Origin of the sequence: Quatrionicoccus australiensis (assembly GCF_020510425.1) — a bacterium.
Taxonomy (GTDB): Bacteria; Pseudomonadota; Gammaproteobacteria; order Burkholderiales; family Rhodocyclaceae; genus Azonexus; species Azonexus australiensis_A.
In genome coordinates, this window is the sequence record NZ_JAHBAH010000001.1 from 67,932 (window position 1) to 85,731 (window position 17,800).

At 60.1% G+C, this 17,800-nt stretch carries 18 protein-coding genes; 8 read left to right on the top strand and 10 right to left on the bottom strand.

The window, feature by feature from the left end; translation table 11 throughout:
- Nucleotides 1-3: 3 nt before the first annotated feature.
- Nucleotides 4-1,065 carry a tRNA 2-selenouridine(34) synthase MnmH gene (gene mnmH / locus KIG99_RS00405; protein ID WP_226458252.1) on the top strand — a complete coding sequence of 354 codons (1,062 nt, stop codon included), beginning with the start codon at nt 4-6 and terminating at the stop codon, nt 1,063-1,065.
- Here mnmH and KIG99_RS00410 read toward each other — a convergent pair.
- Nucleotides 1,038-1,577 carry a class I SAM-dependent methyltransferase gene (locus tag KIG99_RS00410; protein WP_226458253.1) on the bottom strand — a complete coding sequence of 180 codons (540 nt, stop codon included), beginning with the start codon at nt 1,575-1,577 and terminating at the stop codon, nt 1,038-1,040. The two genes, mnmH and KIG99_RS00410, sit on opposite strands and share 28 nt — an antisense overlap.
- Here KIG99_RS00410 and KIG99_RS00415 point away from each other — a divergent pair.
- Both KIG99_RS00415 and KIG99_RS00420 read left to right on the top strand, forming a co-directional pair.
- Nucleotides 1,576-1,983 (top strand): OsmC family protein, encoded by a 408-nt coding sequence (locus KIG99_RS00415; protein WP_226458254.1) that lies wholly within the window; start codon nt 1,576-1,578, stop codon nt 1,981-1,983. The two genes, KIG99_RS00410 and KIG99_RS00415, sit on opposite strands and share 2 nt — an antisense overlap.
- Nucleotides 1,984-2,071: 88 nt before the next feature.
- A complete protein-coding gene (locus KIG99_RS00420; RefSeq protein WP_226458255.1) occupies nt 2,072-4,777 on the top strand; it encodes a bifunctional acetate--CoA ligase family protein/GNAT family N-acetyltransferase in 2,706 nt (901 codons plus the stop codon).
- Nucleotides 4,778-4,871: 94 nt separating this feature from the next.
- On the opposite strand, the gene KIG99_RS00425 is transcribed toward KIG99_RS00420, so the two are convergent.
- From KIG99_RS00425 to KIG99_RS00440, 4 genes are all read right to left on the bottom strand, one after another.
- Entirely contained in the window at nt 4,872-5,081 is a 210-nt protein-coding gene (locus KIG99_RS00425) for a DUF3460 family protein (protein ID WP_226458256.1), read from the bottom strand.
- A 48-nt stretch (nt 5,082-5,129) separates the two neighbouring features.
- Nucleotides 5,130-5,363, bottom strand: a complete 234-nt coding sequence (locus KIG99_RS00430) for a DUF3567 family protein (RefSeq protein ID WP_226458257.1) — start codon at nt 5,361-5,363, stop codon at nt 5,130-5,132.
- A 97-nt stretch (nt 5,364-5,460) separates the two neighbouring features.
- Nucleotides 5,461-5,871, bottom strand: coding sequence for a flagellar basal body-associated FliL family protein (locus tag KIG99_RS00435; RefSeq protein WP_226458258.1), 411 nt, complete (start codon nt 5,869-5,871; stop codon nt 5,461-5,463).
- Nucleotides 5,872-5,984: 113 nt separating this feature from the next.
- Complete coding sequence (locus tag KIG99_RS00440; RefSeq protein ID WP_226458259.1) at nt 5,985-6,758, bottom strand: DUF1684 domain-containing protein; 774 nt, start codon at nt 6,756-6,758, stop codon at nt 5,985-5,987.
- Nucleotides 6,759-6,833: 75 nt separating this feature from the next.
- On the opposite strand from KIG99_RS00440, the gene KIG99_RS00445 reads away from it, so the two are divergent.
- A complete protein-coding gene (locus tag KIG99_RS00445) occupies nt 6,834-7,133 on the top strand; it encodes a DUF2502 domain-containing protein (protein WP_226458260.1) in 300 nt (99 codons plus the stop codon).
- 65 nt (nt 7,134-7,198) lie between these two features.
- On the opposite strand, the gene clpB is transcribed toward KIG99_RS00445, so the two are convergent.
- Complete coding sequence (clpB, locus tag KIG99_RS00450) at nt 7,199-9,781, bottom strand: ATP-dependent chaperone ClpB (protein WP_226458261.1); 2,583 nt, start codon at nt 9,779-9,781, stop codon at nt 7,199-7,201.
- A gap of 154 nt (nt 9,782-9,935) precedes the next feature.
- On the opposite strand from clpB, the gene KIG99_RS00455 reads away from it, so the two are divergent.
- Entirely contained in the window at nt 9,936-11,555 is a 1,620-nt protein-coding gene (locus KIG99_RS00455; RefSeq protein ID WP_319002347.1) for a methyl-accepting chemotaxis protein, read from the top strand.
- A 59-nt stretch (nt 11,556-11,614) separates the two neighbouring features.
- Here the strand turns inward: KIG99_RS00455 and moaE are convergent, their stop codons facing one another.
- The 3 genes from moaE to cowN form a co-directional block, all read right to left on the bottom strand.
- On the bottom strand, nt 11,615-12,067 hold the full coding sequence (moaE, locus tag KIG99_RS00460) for a molybdopterin synthase catalytic subunit MoaE (RefSeq protein WP_226458262.1): 453 nt from the start codon (nt 12,065-12,067) through the stop codon (nt 11,615-11,617).
- A gap of 2 nt (nt 12,068-12,069) precedes the next feature.
- Complete coding sequence (locus KIG99_RS00465) at nt 12,070-13,644, bottom strand: peptide chain release factor 3 (RefSeq protein ID WP_226458263.1); 1,575 nt, start codon at nt 13,642-13,644, stop codon at nt 12,070-12,072.
- Nucleotides 13,645-13,720: 76 nt separating this feature from the next.
- On the bottom strand, nt 13,721-14,038 hold the full coding sequence (gene cowN, locus KIG99_RS00470) for a N(2)-fixation sustaining protein CowN (RefSeq protein WP_226458264.1): 318 nt from the start codon (nt 14,036-14,038) through the stop codon (nt 13,721-13,723).
- A gap of 425 nt (nt 14,039-14,463) precedes the next feature.
- Between cowN and KIG99_RS00475 the strand changes: the two genes are divergently transcribed.
- Nucleotides 14,464-14,991, top strand: coding sequence for a hypothetical protein (locus KIG99_RS00475; RefSeq protein WP_226458265.1), 528 nt, complete (start codon nt 14,464-14,466; stop codon nt 14,989-14,991).
- Nucleotides 14,992-15,060: 69 nt separating this feature from the next.
- Nucleotides 15,061-15,717 (top strand): CPBP family intramembrane glutamic endopeptidase, encoded by a 657-nt coding sequence (locus tag KIG99_RS00480; protein ID WP_226458266.1) that lies wholly within the window; start codon nt 15,061-15,063, stop codon nt 15,715-15,717.
- Between the two features lie 326 nt (nt 15,718-16,043).
- On the opposite strand, the gene KIG99_RS00485 is transcribed toward KIG99_RS00480, so the two are convergent.
- A protein-coding gene (locus KIG99_RS00485) for an IS3 family transposase (protein ID WP_226458267.1) occupies nt 16,044-17,164 on the bottom strand; the annotation gives its coding sequence in 2 pieces (ribosomal slippage) (nt 16,044-16,912 and nt 16,912-17,164; 1,122 coding nt in all).
- Between KIG99_RS00485 and KIG99_RS00490 the strand changes: the two genes are divergently transcribed.
- Nucleotides 17,163-17,741 carry an RDD family protein gene (locus KIG99_RS00490; protein ID WP_226458268.1) on the top strand — a complete coding sequence of 193 codons (579 nt, stop codon included), beginning with the start codon at nt 17,163-17,165 and terminating at the stop codon, nt 17,739-17,741. The two genes, KIG99_RS00485 and KIG99_RS00490, sit on opposite strands and share 2 nt — an antisense overlap.
- Nucleotides 17,742-17,800 lie beyond the last annotated feature (59 nt).

The window sequence follows — 17,800 nt, forward strand, 5'->3', positions numbered from 1 at the left end:
CGGATGAAACAGCCCCGCCCCACGCTTGCCGATCTCGCGGCCTACGACGAGATCATCGATGTCCGCTCGCCCGCCGAGTTTGCCGAAGACCACATCCCGGGCGCGATCAGTTGCCCGGTGCTCGACGACGCACAACGCGCCCAGGTCGGCACCATCTACAAACAGGTGTCGCCCTTCGAAGCCAAGAAGATCGGCGCCGCGCTCGTTGCGGAGAACATCGCGCGCCACCTGCGCGAACGCTTTCTCGACCGGCCCAAACACTGGAAGCCGCTGATCTACTGCTGGCGCGGCGGCGACCGCAGTGGTTCGATGACCACCATTTTCCGCGCCATCGGTTGGCATGCCGGGCAACTCGATGGCGGCTACAAGACCTGGCGCACGCATGTCCTGGCCCGCCTCGGTGAACTGCCGCAAAACTTCGATTTCCGTGTTCTGTGCGGCGCCACCGGCAATGCCAAGACGCGCATCCTGCAGGCGATCGCGGCCGCCGGCGAGCAGGTCATCGATCTCGAAACCCTGGCCAGCCACAAGGGATCGGTGCTCGGCGTCCTGCCCGACCAGCCGCAGCCGGCACAAAAAGGCTTCGAAACTGCCCTGCTGCAAGCCTTGACCGCGCTCGACCCAAGCCGTCCGGTCTATGTCGAAGCGGAAAGCCGCAAGATCGGCCAGTTGCATCTGCCGGATGCCCTGCTTGCCGCCATGCGCAGCGGCGAATGCCTGCAGGTCGAAGCCGATATCGAGTCGCGTGTCGAATTCCTGCTGCGCGACTACGACTATTTCCTGACCGATCCGGATTTCCTGATCGGCCGCCTGGAAACCCTGCGCTCACTGCTCTGCCGCGAACTGCTCAACCGCTGGCAGCAACTGGCGCGCGATGCCGAATGGCCAACCCTGGTGCGCGAACTGCTGGCGGAACATTACGATCCGCTTTACCGCCGCTCGCAGGCCCGCAGTTTTGCCGGCATCGAAACATCCCTGAAATTTGCCGCCAGCGACCTGTCGACCGCTGGCGTCGCCAGCCTGGCCGAACGCATCGTTCAGTCGCGCACGGCGCAGACCGCCTGAATCATCGCTGGCCGCGGCTGCTCGACGTAGCCTTCGGTGAAGGCAATCTCGCGCAAACCGGCCGCCTTAACTTGGGCTGACAACTCGCCCGGCTGCAGCAGGAACTGCGGGCTGGACGGCTTGCCGTAGGCCGCGTTGCCCTGCATGAAGGTTTCGTAGATCAGCACGCCGCCCGACGCCAGCATGGCCAGCACATCCGGCAGATGCGGCCGCCACAGGTAGTTGGTGACGACGATACCGACAAAGCGCTCGCCAGCGAGCGGCCAGGCCTCGCCTTCGAGGTCGAGCAGGCGGGTTTCGACATTGCTCAAGCCGGCCAGAGCAGCCAAGGCTTCGCCATTGCGATCGACCGCCAGCACCGGATGGCCGCGCCCGGCCAGCAGGCGGACGTGGCGGCCGCTGCCGCAGGCCAGATCAAGCACACGACCACCGGCAGGGATCAGCGGGCAATGTCGTTCGACCCAGGGCGAAGCAGGTATGATTTGCGGCATTTCGTTCAAGGAGCCTGTCATGTCGGATCTCGTCATCGTTGCAGAAAATGGTCAGGGAAGATACCAGCAGGAGGTCCGCGTCGGCCAGCACCGGCTGCTCGCCGATGAACCGGTCAGCGTCGGCGGCGGCGATGCCGGCCCGGCCCCGTTCGATTTCCTGATGGCCGGCCTGGGTGCCTGCACCTCGATGACGCTGCGCATGTACGCCGAACGCAAGGAACTGCCGCTAACCGGCATCAAGGTGACACTCAGCCACGAAAAAATCGAGGTCGATGGCAAGCCGCGCGACCAGATCAAGCGCGAGATCACCCTGGAAGGTGAACTCAGCGACACACAACGCCAGCGCCTGCTGGAAATTGCCGGGAAATGCCCGGTCCACCGCGCCCTTTCCCAGTCGCTGCACCTCGAATTGTCGCTGGTTGAATAATCCGTAAGTGCTTTGCCCACATGGCAATCACCCTTCATTTGTGCCAGAATCGTGCGCTGCACAATAACAAGCTAATGAGGGGTTCGCCATGTTGGAACAGCACTATCTAACTTCGCTTTTCGAACCGAAATCGGTTGCCGTGATCGGCGCCTCCGAACGGGAAAACTCGGTCGGCAATGTCATTTTCAAGAACATCCTGAACTCGGGTTACAAGGGCAAGCTGTACGCCATCAATCCGAAGCACGAAACCATTCAGGGCCAGCCGGCCTACAAGTCGATCGAGGAAATCGGCGCCCGCGTCGAAATGGCGGTCATCGCCACCCGGCCGCAAACCGTGCCGCAACTGATCGAGCAATGTGGCCGTTCGGGCGTGCGCAACGTCATCGTCATCGCCTCCGGTTTTTCCGAAGCCGGCCATATCGGCGCCGCGCTCGAGCGCAAGGTGCTGGAAATCGCCCGCTCCTACAACGTCCGCATTCTCGGCCCGAACTGCCTCGGCATCATCCGCCCGGAACTCGGCCTCAACGCCACCTTCACCAAGATCACCGCCAATCCGGGCAATCTCGCCCTGGTCTCGCAATCCGGCGCCATGTGTTCGGCCGTGCTCGACTGGGCCAAGGCCAACCAGGTCGGCTTCTCTTCGGTCATTTCGCTGGGCATGACAGCCGACGTCGATTTCGGTGAAATCCTCGACTACCTGATCTACGACAGCCGCACGCACTACATCCTGATGTACGTCGAAGGCATCCGCAATGCCCGCCGCTTCATGAGCGCCCTGCGCTCGGCCGCCCGCATCAAGCCGATCATCCTGCTCAAGGCCGGTCGCCACGAAGCCGGCGCCATGGCCACCGCGACCCATTCCGGCATGGCAGCTGTTTCCGATACCGTGTTCGACGCTGCCGTGCGCCGCGCCGGCGTGGTCCGCGTCCAGAACGTCGGTCAGCTGTTCTATGCCGCCAAGGCACTCGCTTCCAAGTTCCGTCCGCTCGGCAACCGCCTGGCCATCATCACCAACGGTGGCGGCCCGGGCGCCATGGCGGCCGACCGTGCCGGCGACATGGGCATCCCGCTCGCCGAACTGTCGACCGAAACCATGGCCGTGCTCAACAAGGCGCTGCCCACCACCTGGTCGCACAGCAACCCGATCGACATCGCCGGCGATGCGACGCCGGAACGCTACCGCGATGCCGTGCTTGCCGTAACGCAGGACCCGAATGTCGACAGCACCCTGATCATGCTCTCGCCACAGGCGATGACCGACCCGTTGGGTGTTGCCAAGGCAATCATCGAGATTTCCGACAAGCTCAACCGCACCATCATCTGCTGCTGGATGGGCGAAGAACAGGTTGCCGAAGCGCGCAAGCTGCTCGAAGACAACGGCATCCCGGCCTTCCGCATGCCGGAAACGGCGATCGAGCTGTTCCACCACATTTCCAAGTATTACCGCAACCAGAAGCTGCTGCTGCAAACGCCGGAACCGACCCGCCAGCACGGTCGCCCGGAAGCCGAAGGCGCCAAGATGCTGATCGAGGCCCTGCTCGCCGAGCGCCGCAAGGTGCTTTCCGAAATGGAATCCAAGGCCATCCTGCGCGCCTTCAAGGTGCCGGTCGCGCAGACCATGGTTGCCCGCACGGCGACCGAGGCCCTGCTGCTCGCCGAGCAGATCGGTTTCCCGATCGCCATGAAGGTCGACTCGCCGGATCTGCCGCACAAATCCGACGCCGGCGGCGTGCGCCTCAACATCGTCAATGCGCCGGCCGTACGCAACGCCTATCACGACATCATCGATACGGTCAGCAAGCGCCATCCGAACGCCAAGATCAACGGCGTTTCGATCGAGCCCTTCCTGTCGCGTCCGAATGGTCGCGAACTGATGATCGGCGTTTTCCGCGATCCGATCTTCGGACCGGTCATCACCTTCGGTGCCGGTGGTTTCGACGTCGAGATCTTCAGCGACCGTTCGGTCGCCCTGCCACCGCTCAACAAGTTCCTGGCCGCCGACCTGATCGATTCGACACGCGCCTCGAAGATCCTCGGCCAATTCCACAACATGCCGCCGGTCGACCGCGACGCGCTCAAGGAAGTCCTGCTCTGCATTTCGGAAATGGTCTGCGAACTGCCGTGGATCATGGAGCTCGATCTCAATCCGCTGATCGTCGATGAAAACGGCGCCATCGCTGCCGATGCCCGCATCGTCATCGACCACGCCGCCGGCGCCAGTGGCGACCGTTACGCCCACATGTCGATCTACCCCTACCCGGTCCACCTGATCCAGGAATGGCAGATGAACGACGGCAAGGTCGTCACCATCCGCCCGATCCGTCCGGAAGATGCCGAACTGGAGCAGGAATTCGTCAAGCGCATGTCCGACGAATCGCGCTACTACCGCTTCATGGACACCCTGCGCGAACTGACGCAAACCATGCTGGTCCGCTTCACGCAGATCGACTACGACCGCGAAATGGCCCTGGTCGCCACGCTGCCGCCAGAAGACGAAATCGCCGAAGGCAAGGAATACCAGATTGGCGTTGCCCGCTACGTGGTCAATCCGGATGGCGAATCGGTCGAGTTCGCGTTGGCCGTCGGCGACGACTGGCAGAAATGCGGCGTCGGCCGCAAGCTGATGACGGCGCTGATCGACTGCGCCCGCGCCAAGGGCTACCGTGCTGTGGTCGGCGACGTGCTGTCGACCAACAGCAAGATGTTCCGCCTGATGACCAGCCTGGGCTTCACCATCCATCCGCACCCGGACGACACCGCCGTCAAGCGCGTCGTCAAGCCGCTGGTTGGCTGATCAGGAAAGCCAGACAACAAAAAGCCGGTCGATTGACCGGCTTTTTTTCATCCCCGAAAAACACCAGACGGTGTCTGCGGGAAGCGGCGACTGATTATTCGCCGAAGAAATTCACATCGTACGGATACGGTTTCTGGGCAACCTTGGAGTCGGCATTGCGCGTACTGGTGTCGACATCCTGTTTCTTGTCCCACCACAGGGCGCGACCGACCTTCTGATCTTCAACCCAGGCCGGGTTCTTTTCCAGTTGTTCGTTCATCCATTTCGTGTGATCAGACACGTAGCTCGTATTTACGTCACCCATTTGGCTGCATTCCCAGGCTAATCAAGACAATGGCGCGATTCTAGCACGTCAGTGGAAAACGATGGGGCGGGTACTGCCGGCACAGTAATCGTCGAGGAAGGCATCAATGGTTTCCTCATCGCGCTCGGCTTCCGGGATTTCTTCCATCGCATTGCGAAAATGCCAGGCCAGAGGCCCCTGCAGGAACAGCGTAGACAGGCTTTCCTTGTCGAAAAGCTCAAAACCCTGTTGCGCCGGATAAGCCAGCACCCAGTAATGATCGCTGCTGTAGATGACGTTCATCGCACACCTCCAATGAGAACTCCTACAACCCTATTTACGGGTGTCTGCCGGCTTTCTCAAGGGCCGCGGCAATATTTTATTGCCGCAGCGGCTGGCCTTACTGGATGATGAAGCTGGTAAAGAAGACTTCCTTGACACCGGTTTTTTCGGTTTCGTGCAACAAATGGTTAACCGTATCGATGATTTCTTCCATCAGATCCTTCTTGCCCTTCAGCGTCAGCAGATTGGCAGCATCCTGGCTGGAAAGCAGCAGGATCATGGCATGCTGGATACGCGGCCGGTGCGCAGCCAGATGATGATCGGCCTCCGGCGAAGCCGCTTCGAAAACCATCTGCACCTGCAGATATTTGCCCCCCTTGGCCGGATCGCCCAGATTGACAACAAACTTGAGCGGTTCGGGAGCGGCGGCTCCGCCACCATGATCATTGGCCAATGCCGGCTGAGCACCGACCAGGACGAACATGCAGAAGGCAAGAAAATGGCGAAGCAGCGAGAAATTGGGGTTCATGAGCAGAGGTTCGGTTAAACGGGCGTCCCGCATTGATCGGCAGACAGCCCTGATGAAGCGAAAGAGCCTATGCCCGGATGATACCCCAGACGACCGTTGCCGACGGTCGTTTGCTAAGCCCCGGGTTTCATTTCTCCGGCCGGCACGGCGAAGGGCAACCAGTTTTCCGGGGGAGGCAACGGACAGGTGGCAAATGGCGTGAACGCACAGGGCGGATTGTAGGCATGGTTGAAATCGAGCCTGATTTTTCCGTCGACCGCTGGCAACACCTTCAGGAAACGCCCGGCACCGTAAGTTTCCTTGCCGCTCGTCCGGTCGCGGAACACGAAGAATACCTCGTGCTCGCCGACCGACATCGGCAACAGTTCGACGTATTGCCCGGCCACATTGAACACCGCCTTGTGACTGACCAGAACCGTCTTCAATTCGCCAGTGACATTGGGCACTTCCATGGACAGTGGCGGTGCCAGAACCTGCCATTCGGCCTCGATCGCCCACTCCGCCGCCGCAGGAAAGTATGACAAGCCGGCAAAGGGCTGCCGGGCAGCCCAGTCACGATCACGCACACGGGCTGCCAGACGTCCTTCACGGTCGACGATGAAAAATGACAGATTTTCGTGGTCGACCGCTGAGGGCTGACCCGAACGATCCGTTTGCAACTCACGCGCCGAACCGGCGAGCGGCTGCCATGAGAGCAGTTCCCCCGCCCAGATCAAGTCGCCGAGATGAGCCGGCCCGGACGGCAACTGGACGCGACAGTTCTCGCTGCTGCCAACCCGGTTCTCACCGGGCTCCAGCCAGAACAAGCCCTGCATGCCCAGCCAGCTGTCGGGCCCGCTCAATTCGGCATGGCGCTGAGCCTGCCAGTCCTTCAGTTCCTGCGACATTTCTTTACAATCCTCTCGCCAACGATTTCCGCCACGCGGCGTTAATCAATATTCACTCGACCACGGAGACACTCCATGCACAAATTCCTTATTGCCGCCGCTCTCGCCGCCGCGCCGCTGCTTGCACCGGCCGCCGACATCAAGGTCGACATCGGCAACGTTCGCGTCCAGGCACCGGGCGTCACCGTCACCTTTGGCAGTCGCAACGATCGCGGCTACTACTGGGACGGTTACGACTGGCGCGACCAGGATTACTGGAAACGCCACAACGGACCGCGTGGTGAAAAATACTACACGGGGCGCGGTGAGCGCGGCGTGCCGCACCAGGATGGCGGCCACTGCCCGCCGGGCCAGGCCAAGAAGGGCCGTTGCTAAGCAGCCAGCGGTAGACACGAAAAAAGGCGGGAAATCCCCGCCTTTTTTCATTTCCTGACCAGCAATCAGACCTTGGCGAAGCGCATGATGCCATTTTCGCAGCTGACCCGGATCGTATCCTTGGCGGCAAACTTGCCTTCCAGGATCGCCCGCGCCAGCGGATTCTCGATCTGCTGCTGGATCGCCCGCTTGAGCGGCCGTGCCCCGAACACCGGATCGAAACCGGCCTGCGCCAGTTCGGCCAGGGCGCTGTCGGCGACCACAATCGCCATGTCGAGCTGGGCCAGGCGTTTTTCCAGGTAACCGAGCTGGATCTTCGCGATGCCGGCGATGTGCTTCTCGTCGAGCGCATGGAAGACGACGACTTCGTCGATGCGGTTGATGAACTCCGGCCGGAAGTAGTTTTTGACCTCCGCCATCACCGCCAGCTTGACGACACCGTATTCCTCGCCGGCCATCTGCTGGATCATCTGGCTGCCCAGGTTGGAAGTCATGACAATGACCGTATTCTTGAAGTCGACCGTACGGCCCTGACCATCGGTCATCCGGCCGTCGTCGAGCACCTGCAGCAGCACGTTGAAGACATCCGGGTGCGCCTTCTCGACCTCATCGAGCAGGATCACCGAGTACGGCTTGCGGCGCACCGCTTCGGTCAGGTAACCGCCCTCCTCGTAGCCGACATAGCCCGGCGGCGCGCCGATCAGGCGGGCGACCGAGTGTTTCTCCATGAATTCGCTCATATCGATGCGGATCAGGTGATCCTCGGCATCGAACATGAACTCGGCCAGGGCCTTGCACAGCTCCGTCTTGCCGACGCCGGTCGGGCCGAGGAAGAGGAAGGAGCCGTAGGGACGATTCGGATCCGACAGGCCGGCGCGCGAACGGCGAATGGCATCGCCGACCAGGCGCACGGCTTCATCCTGCCCGACGACGCGCTGATGCAGCTTGTCTTCCATGTGCAGCAGCTTCTCGCGCTCACCCTGCATCATCTTGCTGACCGGAATGCCGGTGGCGCGACTAACCACTTCGGCGATTTCCTCGGCGCCGACCTGGGTGCGCAACAGCTTGTTCTTGCGCCCTTCGCCTTCATTGGCTTTTTCGGCCGCCTTCAACCGGGCTTCCAGCTGCGGCAGCTTGCCGTATTGCAGTTCAGCCACTTCACCCAGCCGGCCTTCGCGCTGCAGACGAGCGATATCGGCCTTGAGATGATCGATTTCCTCCTTGATCTGGGCGGAACCGAGCACGGCAGACTTCTCGGCCTTCCAGATTTCCTCGAGATCGGAGTATTCCTTGGTCAGGCGGGCGATTTCTTCCTCGATCAGGGCAAAACGCTTCTTCGAGCCTTCGTCCTTTTCCTTCTTGACTGCCTCGCGCTCGATCTTGAGCTGAATGATGCGGCGGTCGAGCTTGTCCATCGATTCCGGCTTGGAGTCGATTTCCATCTTGATCTTGGCCGCGGCCTCGTCGATCAGGTCGATCGCCTTGTCGGGCAGGAAGCGGTCGGTGATGTAGCGGTGCGACAACTCGGCAGCGGCGACGATGGCCGGGTCGGTGATATCGACGCCGTGGTGCAGTTCGTACTTTTCCTGCAGGCCGCGCAGGATGGCGATGGTCGATTCGACTGAGGGCTCGTCGACCAGCACCTTCTGGAAACGGCGCTCGAGTGCGGCATCCTTCTCGATGTACTTGCGATACTCGTTGAGCGTGGTCGCGCCGATGCAGTGCAGCTCACCGCGCGCCAGCGCCGGCTTGAGCATGTTGCCGGCGTCCATGGCGCCTTCCGCCTTGCCGGCGCCGACCATGGTGTGCAGTTCGTCGATGAACAGGATGATGCGCCCGGCTTCCTGCGAGACTTCCTTGAGCACGGCCTTGAGGCGCTCCTCGAACTCGCCGCGATATTTCGCGCCGGCAAGCAGGCCGGCCATGTCGAGGACCAGCACCTTCTTGCCCTTCAGGGTTTCCGGCACTTCGTCATTGACGATACGCTGCGCCAAGCCTTCGACGATGGCCGTCTTGCCGACGCCCGGCTCGCCGATCAGCACCGGGTTGTTCTTGGTGCGCCGTTGCAGGATCTGGATGGCACGACGAATCTCATCGTCGCGACCGATCACCGGATCAAGCTTGCCCTGGGCGGCTCGTTCGGTCAGGTCGATGCAATATTTCTTCAGCGACTCGCGCTGCCCTTCGGCTTCCTGCGAATCAACGCCCTGCCCGCCGCGCACGGCCATGATCGCGGCTTCGATGGACTTGCGCGAGAAACCGTGCTGCTTGGCGATGCGGCCGGTTTCGTTCTTGTCATCGCACAGCGCGAGCAGAAACATCTCGCTGGCGATGAACTGGTCGCCGCGCTTCTGGGCTTCCTTGTCGGTCAGATTGAGCAGGTTGCTCAGATCGCGGCCGACGGAAACGTCGCCGCCGTGGCCAGAAACCTGCGGCAGGTTTTTCAGTGCCCGTTCCAGATCGGCGCGCAGGGCCGGCACATTGATGCCGGCACGGGCCAGCAACGAGGTGGTGCCGCCATCGTCCTGGTTGAGCAGTGCCAGCAACAGGTGCTGGGGTTCGATGAACTGCTGGTCGCCGCCGATTGCCAGACTTTGGGCATCGGCCAGAGCCTGCTGGAATTTGGTGGTGAATTTGTCGAGTCGCATGTTCGTCCTTCACAAGGTTTGCCTGTTGATATTGGTCAGATAGGGACAAACTGACGAATTTCAATCACCCCACCTACATTGGTGGCGAATATGTTAAATTTCCCATCAGTTACAGAACACACAAAAACAGGGTGGAATAATGATGGGACAAGGAATGACACTGCGCGGCAAACTGACCGCGATGACCCTTGCGACGATCGGCGCGCTGATCGTGCTGTTCGCGGTATTGCTGATCAACGGCAAGAGCCAGATGCTTGGCGATCGCCAGGACAAGGTTCGCAACCTGGTTGAAGTCGCCCAGGCGACGGTGGCCAACTACGAAAAGGAAGCGAGCGAAGGCCGCATGTCGGTCGACGACGCCAAGAAGGCTGCCATCAACACCCTGCGCGCCATGCGCTACGACAAGGTCGAGTACTTCTGGATCAACGACCTCACTGACCTGATGGTCATGCACCCGATCAAGCCCGAACTGGAAGGCAAGAAACTCGACCAGCTCAAGGACAAGAACGGCAAGCTGCTGTTCGTCGAATTCAACACCATGGTCAAGAAGAATGGCGCCGGCTTCGTCGATTACCTGTGGCCGAAGCCGGGCTCGGAAGAAGGCGTCCCCAAGATTTCCTACGTCAAGGGTTTCGAGCCCTGGGGCTGGGTCATCGGTTCCGGCATTTATGTCGATGACGTCGATGCCAAGTTCCGCGCCGATGCCGTCAAGCTGCTGCTCTGGGGCATCGCCATCGGCGGCTTCATCGCCGTATCGCTGCTGCTGGTCTCGCGCAACATCATCAAGACCCTGGGCGGCGACCCGAGCATTGCCTCGGCCGTCGCCAAGCGCATCGCCTCGGGCGACCTGACGACACCGGTCGAGGTTGCAGCCAACGACCAGGACAGCCTGCTCGCCAATATCCGGACCATGCAGGACACACTGCGCAGCATGATCTCGACCATCATCGGCAATGCCGTCGAGGTATCGAGCGCTGCCAACCAGTTGCTGAATGCATCGGAAGAAGTCGCCGACCGGGCCCGCCAGCAGAGCGACGCCGCCTCGTCGATGGCCGCTTCGGTCGAGGAAATGGCAGTCAGTATCGACCAGGTCACCGAGAATGCCGCCGAAGCGCATGGCATTTCGGAAGAGTCGCGCACCATCTCGGAAGAAGGCGCCACCGTGATCCACAACGCCGCGACCGAGATGCGCCTGATTTCCGAAGCCGTCCAGTCCTCGTCGAATATTGTCGAGGAACTCGGCCACCAATCGAACCAGATCACCTCGATCGTCAATACCATCAAGGAAATCGCCGACCAGACCAACCTGCTTGCCCTCAACGCCGCCATCGAAGCGGCGCGTGCCGGCGAACAGGGCCGTGGCTTTGCCGTGGTTGCCGACGAAGTGCGCAAGCTGGCCGAGCGCACCACCCTGTCGACGACAGAAATTGGCGGCATGGTCGCCAAGATCCAGAACGGCACGAAGAGCGCCGTCGACAGTATGCAAGCCGGCGTCGAACAGGTCGCGAGCGGCGTCGAACTAGCCAACCAGGCCGGTCAGTCGATCAATCGCATCCGCGACGGCGCCCTGCGCGTTTCCTTCGTGGTAAATGGCATTTCCGACTCGATTCGCGAACAGGGAACGGCCAGCAACGACATCGCGCAAAAGCTCGAAACCATCGCCCAGATGTCGGAAGAAAGCGCCATTGCCGTACGCCATACAGCGGATGCGGCACGCCGCCTGCACTCGCTGTCCGACTCCCTGCACCAGACGGTTGCCCAGTTCAAGACCTGAACCAGGCGCAGGCCAATAAAAAGGGAGCCGCGGCTCCCTTTTTTATTATCCCGGTACGCCTATTTTTCCCAACGCGCCGCCGCCGTATCGTCGCTGTCCCGGGCATCGACCCAGTGTGCGCCGTCCGGCGTGACTTCCCGCTTCCAGAACGGTGCCCGCGTCTTCAGGTAGTCCATGATGAATTCGCAGGCGGCAAAGGCCTCGCCGCGATGCGCACTGGTCACGGCAACCAGCACGATCTGGTCGCAGGGCAGCAGCGGCCCGATGCGATGAATGACCAATGCGTCGTAGATATCCCAGCGCGCCTTGGCTGCGTCGACGATTTCTTCGAGTGACTTCTCGGTCATGCCGGGATAGTGCTCCAGGGTCATCTCACTGACCCCGGCCCCGCCGTTGAGGTCGCGCACCAGACCGAGGAAGCTGACCTGCGCGCCGATCCGGGCATCGCCGGCACGCTGCGCGGTCAACTCCGCGCCAAGGTCAAAATCCGCCGTCTGAACGCGCACCGTCATGCTCAGATCACCTCGCGCGCTTCGAGGAAGCGCAGGTTCGGATACTTTTCCTTGACCATGTTCAGATACACGTTGTTCGGCGCCAGGTAGACCGGATCATCGGCTCCGTCGAGCGCGACGTTGGCGCTGTAGCGATCCGACAGCTGGCGCAACTCGGCCGCGTCGCCGTGGATCCAGCGCGCCGTCGAACAGTTGTAGCTCTCGAAAATGACTTTGACGCCGTATTCGTTCTCAAGCCGGCTGGCGACGACATCGAACTGCAGGATGCCGACCGCGCCGAGAATCATGTCGGTGCCGGACAGCGGCCTGAACAGTTGCGTAGCGCCCTCTTCCGCCAGTTGCTGCAAGCCCTTCTGCAACTGCTTGATCTTCAGCGGGTTGGCGATGCGGGCGAGGCGGAAATGTTCCGGCGCAAAGGACGGAATGCCGGTGAAGCGCAGGTCTTCGCCCTCGGTGAAGGTTTCGCCGAGACGGATCGAACCATGGTTCGGGATGCCGATGATGTCGCCCGGCCAGGCTTCGTCGGTGGTCGAACGGTCACGCGCCATGAAGGTAATCGCGTTGTTGATCGACAGGGTCTTGCCGGTCGCGACCTGCTTGACCTTCATGCCGCGGTCGAAGCGGCCCGAGCAGACGCGCAGGAAGGCGATGCGGTCGCGGTGCTTGGGGTCCATGTTGGCCTGAATCTTGAACACGAAGCCGGAAAACTTGCCTTCGTCCGGCTCGACGCGGCGCGTCACGGCCGGGCGGGCAATCGGTGCCGGCGACAGGTCGACCACGGCATCGAGCAAACTCTGCACGCCGAAGTTGTTGACCGCCGAACCGAAGAACACCGGCGACTGCTTGCCGCTCAGGTAAGCCTCGGCATCGAAGGCATGCGAAGCGCCGCGCACCAGTTCGATATCGACGCGCAACTCGTCGGCCTGCGTGCCGATCAACTCATCGAGACGCGGGTTGTCGAGACCCAGGATGATCTCGGCCGTGCCCTTCTCGGCCTGCGGATCGAAGAAGGCGATGGCGTCGTCGTAGAGGTGATAGACGCCGCGGAAACGCTTGCCCATGCCGATCGGCCAGGTCATCGGCGCGCACTGGATGCCGAGCACCGACTCGATTTCGTCGAGCAGGTCGATCGGCTCCTTGCCTTCGCGGTCGAGCTTGTTGATGAAGGTCAGGATGGGCGTGTCGCGCATGCGGCAGACGTTGAGCAGCTTGATCGTCTGCGCTTCAACGCCGTTGACCGAGTCGATCACCATGACCGCCGAGTCGACGGCGGTCAGCGTACGGTAGGTGTCTTCCGAGAAGTCCTCGTGGCCCGGCGTGTCGAGCAGGTTGACCATGCATTCGCGGTACGGGAACTGCATCACCGACGAGGTCACCGAAATGCCGCGCTGCTTTTCCAGCTCCATCCAGTCCGACGTTGCATGGCGTGAAGCCTTGCGGGCGCGCACTTCGCCGGCCACCTGGATGGCGCCGCCGAACCACAGCAGCTTTTCGGTCAGCGTCGTCTTACCGGCGTCAGGGTGGGAAATGATCGCGAAGGTGCGACGGCGGGCAATTTCAGTTTCGAGTGGGGTCACGGCGGCCAGGGCGAAATTCGCCCGAAAAATCAGAGGCCGCGATTATACCTTTGCACCCCGCCGGACGCCGCGTCAATCAACAACACTCTTCCTCGACTTGGGTCAGTAGCGTCTGCGCCGCCGTATCGCCGCATTCGTCGAACAGTTCGCGAATCACGTTGATGTGGCAATGGATCAGGAACAGGTCGTCCGGCGCCGTGCCGCTCTTCGGCTGACGCTTGGCCATGAAGTAAGGCCAGAACGGCGCCGTGCGCGCCGCATTCGGCACGTTGCGTTCGATGCATTCCATCAGGCGACGGGCGTTGCCGGCGCAGTCGATGTCGTTGAAGGTGACGTAGCGGTCGACCTTCTTGCCGCAGCCACAATCGGGCGTTGCTGCTTTGCTGGTTTCCATGGCGAGGCTCCTTCAATTGGTGATGGAGCCACTGTAACGGGCGACCAAAAACGATTCCGTCGGCTGGCCGACGTTCCTGGGAATGCCGGTGAAAAACAGAAACTCGTCGCCTGGATGCCAATGTGTGGAGAAGTCTTGAAAACAGATCGTTAATTCTGGATTTCCACCAGCGGCCCTGTGCCCATTTCGGCCGTCCAGCCTTCTCTAGAGCCGCCGCTCAGCCGAACCACTATTTTTCGAATTTAAACGCTCCGAAGCGGACGTTGCCGACCTCACATAATCGGCCAGGAGCCGCCGTTCAAGCCTTTTCTCCATAGCAGGCATCGGCGGCAAGGTCCAGCGACAAAAGTGCGGCTTGATATTCCATATGATTCACGTCACGATGCTGGCATGAGTACTATTTTTCTACAGCGTTGTTAGCCGTCATGACAACTATCCACTTCTTCAACTCAAAGCGCCTTGCCCGAGAATTGGCAAGTGGTGAAGTCAGTTCCCGCCAGCGCAGCTACTACCTTCTTGCCGCATCGTTGAGTTCTGCGGCCTTCGGATATTCCGGACTTGTTTCTGCAAACCCACTCTGGTCTTGGCTATCGCTATATGAAGCCGTTGTTGTTGCATTCATCACTGTCGTCGGATTGTCGAGGGCCTATGACGCGGCTGGTGGCGACGCAAGTTCAGACTTCATTGCTCAATTCATGTGTCTGAGCTTACCGATAAATATCACGACTACGTTGCCCGTGTGGGGCTGCTTCTGGCTTATTACAATCGTTTTCCGCCAGACACTAATCGCGCTGGCTGAGAGCCACAGCGAGCTTGCGATTAATCTCTCTCATATTGGAGGCTCATTCTTTGGTCTCCTCGCTTTTCTGGCCGTTGCAATTACTGAAGCAATTTTTTTCTACCGAATCGTCCGGTTGCTCGGTGCGGTTCGCGGAGAGTCCCATGGCGGCTAACCTTACATTCGAGCGGACCAGCGCGAAATGCCGCGCAGGCCGCTTATTTCCACGTTGGGGCTCATATCAATGAACCACCGCTCCGCCGTCGCAAATAGCGCCGCTGACATTGTCATTGTCACGGCGTTGTGTTTTGGTTGGTTCATTCTCGGCTCCCTTCAAGCGGTCGCATCAGGCTTCCCAACCCATCCCTTCACGGATGTTTCATTCTTTGGAATCATCGCGTCCGAAATAATGCTTGCAGCCGCCGCGCTCGGCTATCTCCACGTGCGGGGGCACGACTTAGCCAACCTTATTCCAAATCCCACGGTTGCTGGAACGCTTGTTGGAGTCGGCCTCTTTGTCGCGGGTTCTCTTGCTTCCTGGGCGCTAACATCTGTGTTTGCGGGGCCCCTCTCTCCTACGCAGCCAATTGAACAAATGGTTGCCCATGCAACGATCTCTTTTGCCCCGCTCGTAGGCGTCTCCTTAGTTAATGGGTTGTACGAAGAGACTTTTCTAGTTGGCTACTTGCAGAGAGCGTTAGAGGGATCCGGCGTTTCTTTCGCACTTGGTGTCTCGCTCCTCATTCGCGTCCTATATCACCTTTACCAAGGCCCAATCGGCGCAGTCTCGGTTCTTGGGTTCGGCATCGTCCTCGGTTTCTACTACGTCCGAACGAAGCAGTTGTGGCCTCTCGTTTCCGCCCACATACTCGCTGACTTACTGGGGTTCTCCCTCGCGTGAGCCCCAACCCATCGGTCGAGTGGGACAGCCTGCAAGCTGCGCTTGCAGGTTCTCTACGTGGCTTCACCGCTCCGGCGGCCTCTCACCTTTGACGTTATGCATCTTAATCTATGACCCAAGTTTTCTATCCGAGGCTAATACGTCGGGTCCGAGCAGTCCTAATTGATTCGGTTCTCCTACCTTTCACCATATTCGGAACATTGATCCTTGGTGATGCCATCGGTGTCTCGCATGTCTATGGCAAGGTGACCCTTGTCTTGGTACCCATATTTGTCCTCGAACCAGGATTGGTGGCGGTTACCGGCGGTACCGACGTCCCCCCGTTTTCAGTAGCAGAGGGCTTTAGAGTCCGGGGGTAATTTACCTGATTTCTGGGTGAGTGATTTTGCATAGGCTGCGGGCGTCAAACCGCCCAGGGATTTTTTCGGTCGCTCCTCGTTGTACTCGCGGCGCCAGCCTTCGATGACGACCTGGGCATGGCGCAGGCTGGTGAACCAGTGCTCATTCAGGCATTCATCCCGGAAACGCCCATTGAACGATTCGATATAGGCGTTCTGATTCGGCTTGCCTGGCTCAATGAGAAAGAGTTGGACGCCACGGGCATGCGCCCAGGTCAGCATGGCCCGACTACAGAACTCCTTGCCGTTATCCGTCCGAATGGCCTTGGGCAAGCCTCGCGTCTTGGCCAACTGATCGAGCGTTCGGGTGAGTTGCATGCCGCCGATTGCGCGTTCCGGAACAATCGCGACCGCTTCATGCGTCGCATCGTCGACAACGGTCAGGCTTTTGATGACTCGCCCTTCCGCCGTCCGGTCGAACACGAAATCCATTGACCAGACCTGATTGGCGGCCGAAGGGCGCTCTAGTGGGTGACGATCCGACACCGGAATCTTCTTCCGCTTTCGCCTTCTCACTTGCAGACCGGCCTCGGCGTAGAGCCGATCCACCCGCTTGTGATTCACCACCAGGCCGGCCTGCCGCAGCTTCAAGTAGATCATCCCGGCACCGTAGCGCCGATGACGTTGGGCGAGCGTGACGATCTGCTCCTTCAAAGCAGCATTGCGATCCGCCGCCGGCTGGTAACGGAATGAACTCGGACTCATGCCAACGAACCGCAATGACTTTCGCTCGCTGAGCCCCTCGTCGATCAGGTAGCGCACCAGATCACGTCGTGACGGTGCGCTCACCACTTTTTTCGCAGAGCTTCCTTAGCGATCTCGTTTTCCAGCATCGTTTCGGCCAACAGCTTCTTCAAGCGCGTGTTTTCCGTTTCGAGCTCCTTGAGCCGCTTAGCGTCCGACACGCTCATTCCGCCAAACTTGCTGCGCCAGAGGTAGTAGCTTGCCTCTGAGAAGGCGTGCTTGCGGCACAACTCCGCTATCGGCATTCCTGCTTCTGCTTCCCGCAGGAAGCCAATGATCTGTTCTTCGGTGAATCGCTTCTTCATGTCCAATCTCCTTGTCGTGGTGAATTGGACTCTAAAGTCAGGCGCTACTCAATTCCGGGGGGACGTCGGTACCATCGGGCATCACTTGTTGAAAATTCGGGTCGCCACAATTGACGGGCAGCGCAATATTAATTTTATTGCGGCCACCATCCGCTTTATAGCGAAACTGCTGCTTGGGTGGCTGTCATTTATCTTTGTTCTCACCACAAAAAAGCATCAGGCGGTGCACGACCTACTGGCCAGGTCGGTGGTCATCCATAAAGACTCGAATACATTGCCCGCCCACGAAATGTTGGTCGAGCGAACACCGGACAGCACCGAGTACGTATATCCCGCTGCTTGGCGTCGAGTACTGGTTATTTGCTGCTATTGGGTTTTGGCTACCGTAGCCCTTTCGATCTTCAATAACATCGTGACATCTGACCAATGTATAGAGGGCCATCGGTGTGCCACTTGGGAATATTTAGCCCTGCTGGCGCTAGAAATTGCTTGGCTGGTGTCCGTCGGAGTGGCCACTGTACGAGGATGGAATGGGCAGTTATACGGCTGCAGGAGACTCCCTCGTGGTATCGCATAACAATCCGCTCCACCGGACCGTCGGCCAGCTTCGCTGCCAGCCGTCCAGTGAGCTTCATC

Bases quoted from the DNA above. Each gene is read 5' to 3' on its own strand.
- KIG99_RS00420 (WP_226458255.1), top strand. From the start codon at position 2,072: ATGTTGGAACAGCACTATCTAACTTCGCTTTTCGAACCGAAATCGGTT.
- KIG99_RS00430 (WP_226458257.1), bottom strand. From the start codon at position 5,363: ATGAACGTCATCTACAGCAGCGATCATTACTGGGTGCTGGCTTATCCG.
- cowN (WP_226458264.1), bottom strand. From the start codon at position 14,038: ATGGAAACCAGCAAAGCAGCAACGCCCGATTGTGGCTGCGGCAAGAAG.
- KIG99_RS00480 (WP_226458266.1), top strand. From the start codon at position 15,061: ATGAACCACCGCTCCGCCGTCGCAAATAGCGCCGCTGACATTGTCATT.
- moaE (WP_226458262.1), bottom strand. From the start codon at position 12,067: ATGACGGTGCGCGTTCAGACGGCGGATTTTGACCTTGGCGCGGAGTTG.
- KIG99_RS00455 (WP_319002347.1), top strand. From the start codon at position 9,936: ATGACACTGCGCGGCAAACTGACCGCGATGACCCTTGCGACGATCGGC.
- KIG99_RS00415 (WP_226458254.1), top strand. From the start codon at position 1,576: ATGTCGGATCTCGTCATCGTTGCAGAAAATGGTCAGGGAAGATACCAG.
- KIG99_RS00490 (WP_226458268.1), top strand. From the start codon at position 17,163: ATGTCCAATCTCCTTGTCGTGGTGAATTGGACTCTAAAGTCAGGCGCT.
- KIG99_RS00410 (WP_226458253.1), bottom strand. From the start codon at position 1,577: ATGACAGGCTCCTTGAACGAAATGCCGCAAATCATACCTGCTTCGCCC.
- clpB (WP_226458261.1), bottom strand. From the start codon at position 9,781: ATGCGACTCGACAAATTCACCACCAAATTCCAGCAGGCTCTGGCCGAT.
- KIG99_RS00425 (WP_226458256.1), bottom strand. From the start codon at position 5,081: ATGGGTGACGTAAATACGAGCTACGTGTCTGATCACACGAAATGGATG.
- KIG99_RS00440 (WP_226458259.1), bottom strand. From the start codon at position 6,758: ATGTCGCAGGAACTGAAGGACTGGCAGGCTCAGCGCCATGCCGAATTG.
- KIG99_RS00435 (WP_226458258.1), bottom strand. From the start codon at position 5,871: ATGAACCCCAATTTCTCGCTGCTTCGCCATTTTCTTGCCTTCTGCATG.
- mnmH (WP_226458252.1), top strand. From the start codon at position 4: ATGAAACAGCCCCGCCCCACGCTTGCCGATCTCGCGGCCTACGACGAG.
- KIG99_RS00475 (WP_226458265.1), top strand. From the start codon at position 14,464: ATGACAACTATCCACTTCTTCAACTCAAAGCGCCTTGCCCGAGAATTG.
- KIG99_RS00445 (WP_226458260.1), top strand. From the start codon at position 6,834: ATGCACAAATTCCTTATTGCCGCCGCTCTCGCCGCCGCGCCGCTGCTT.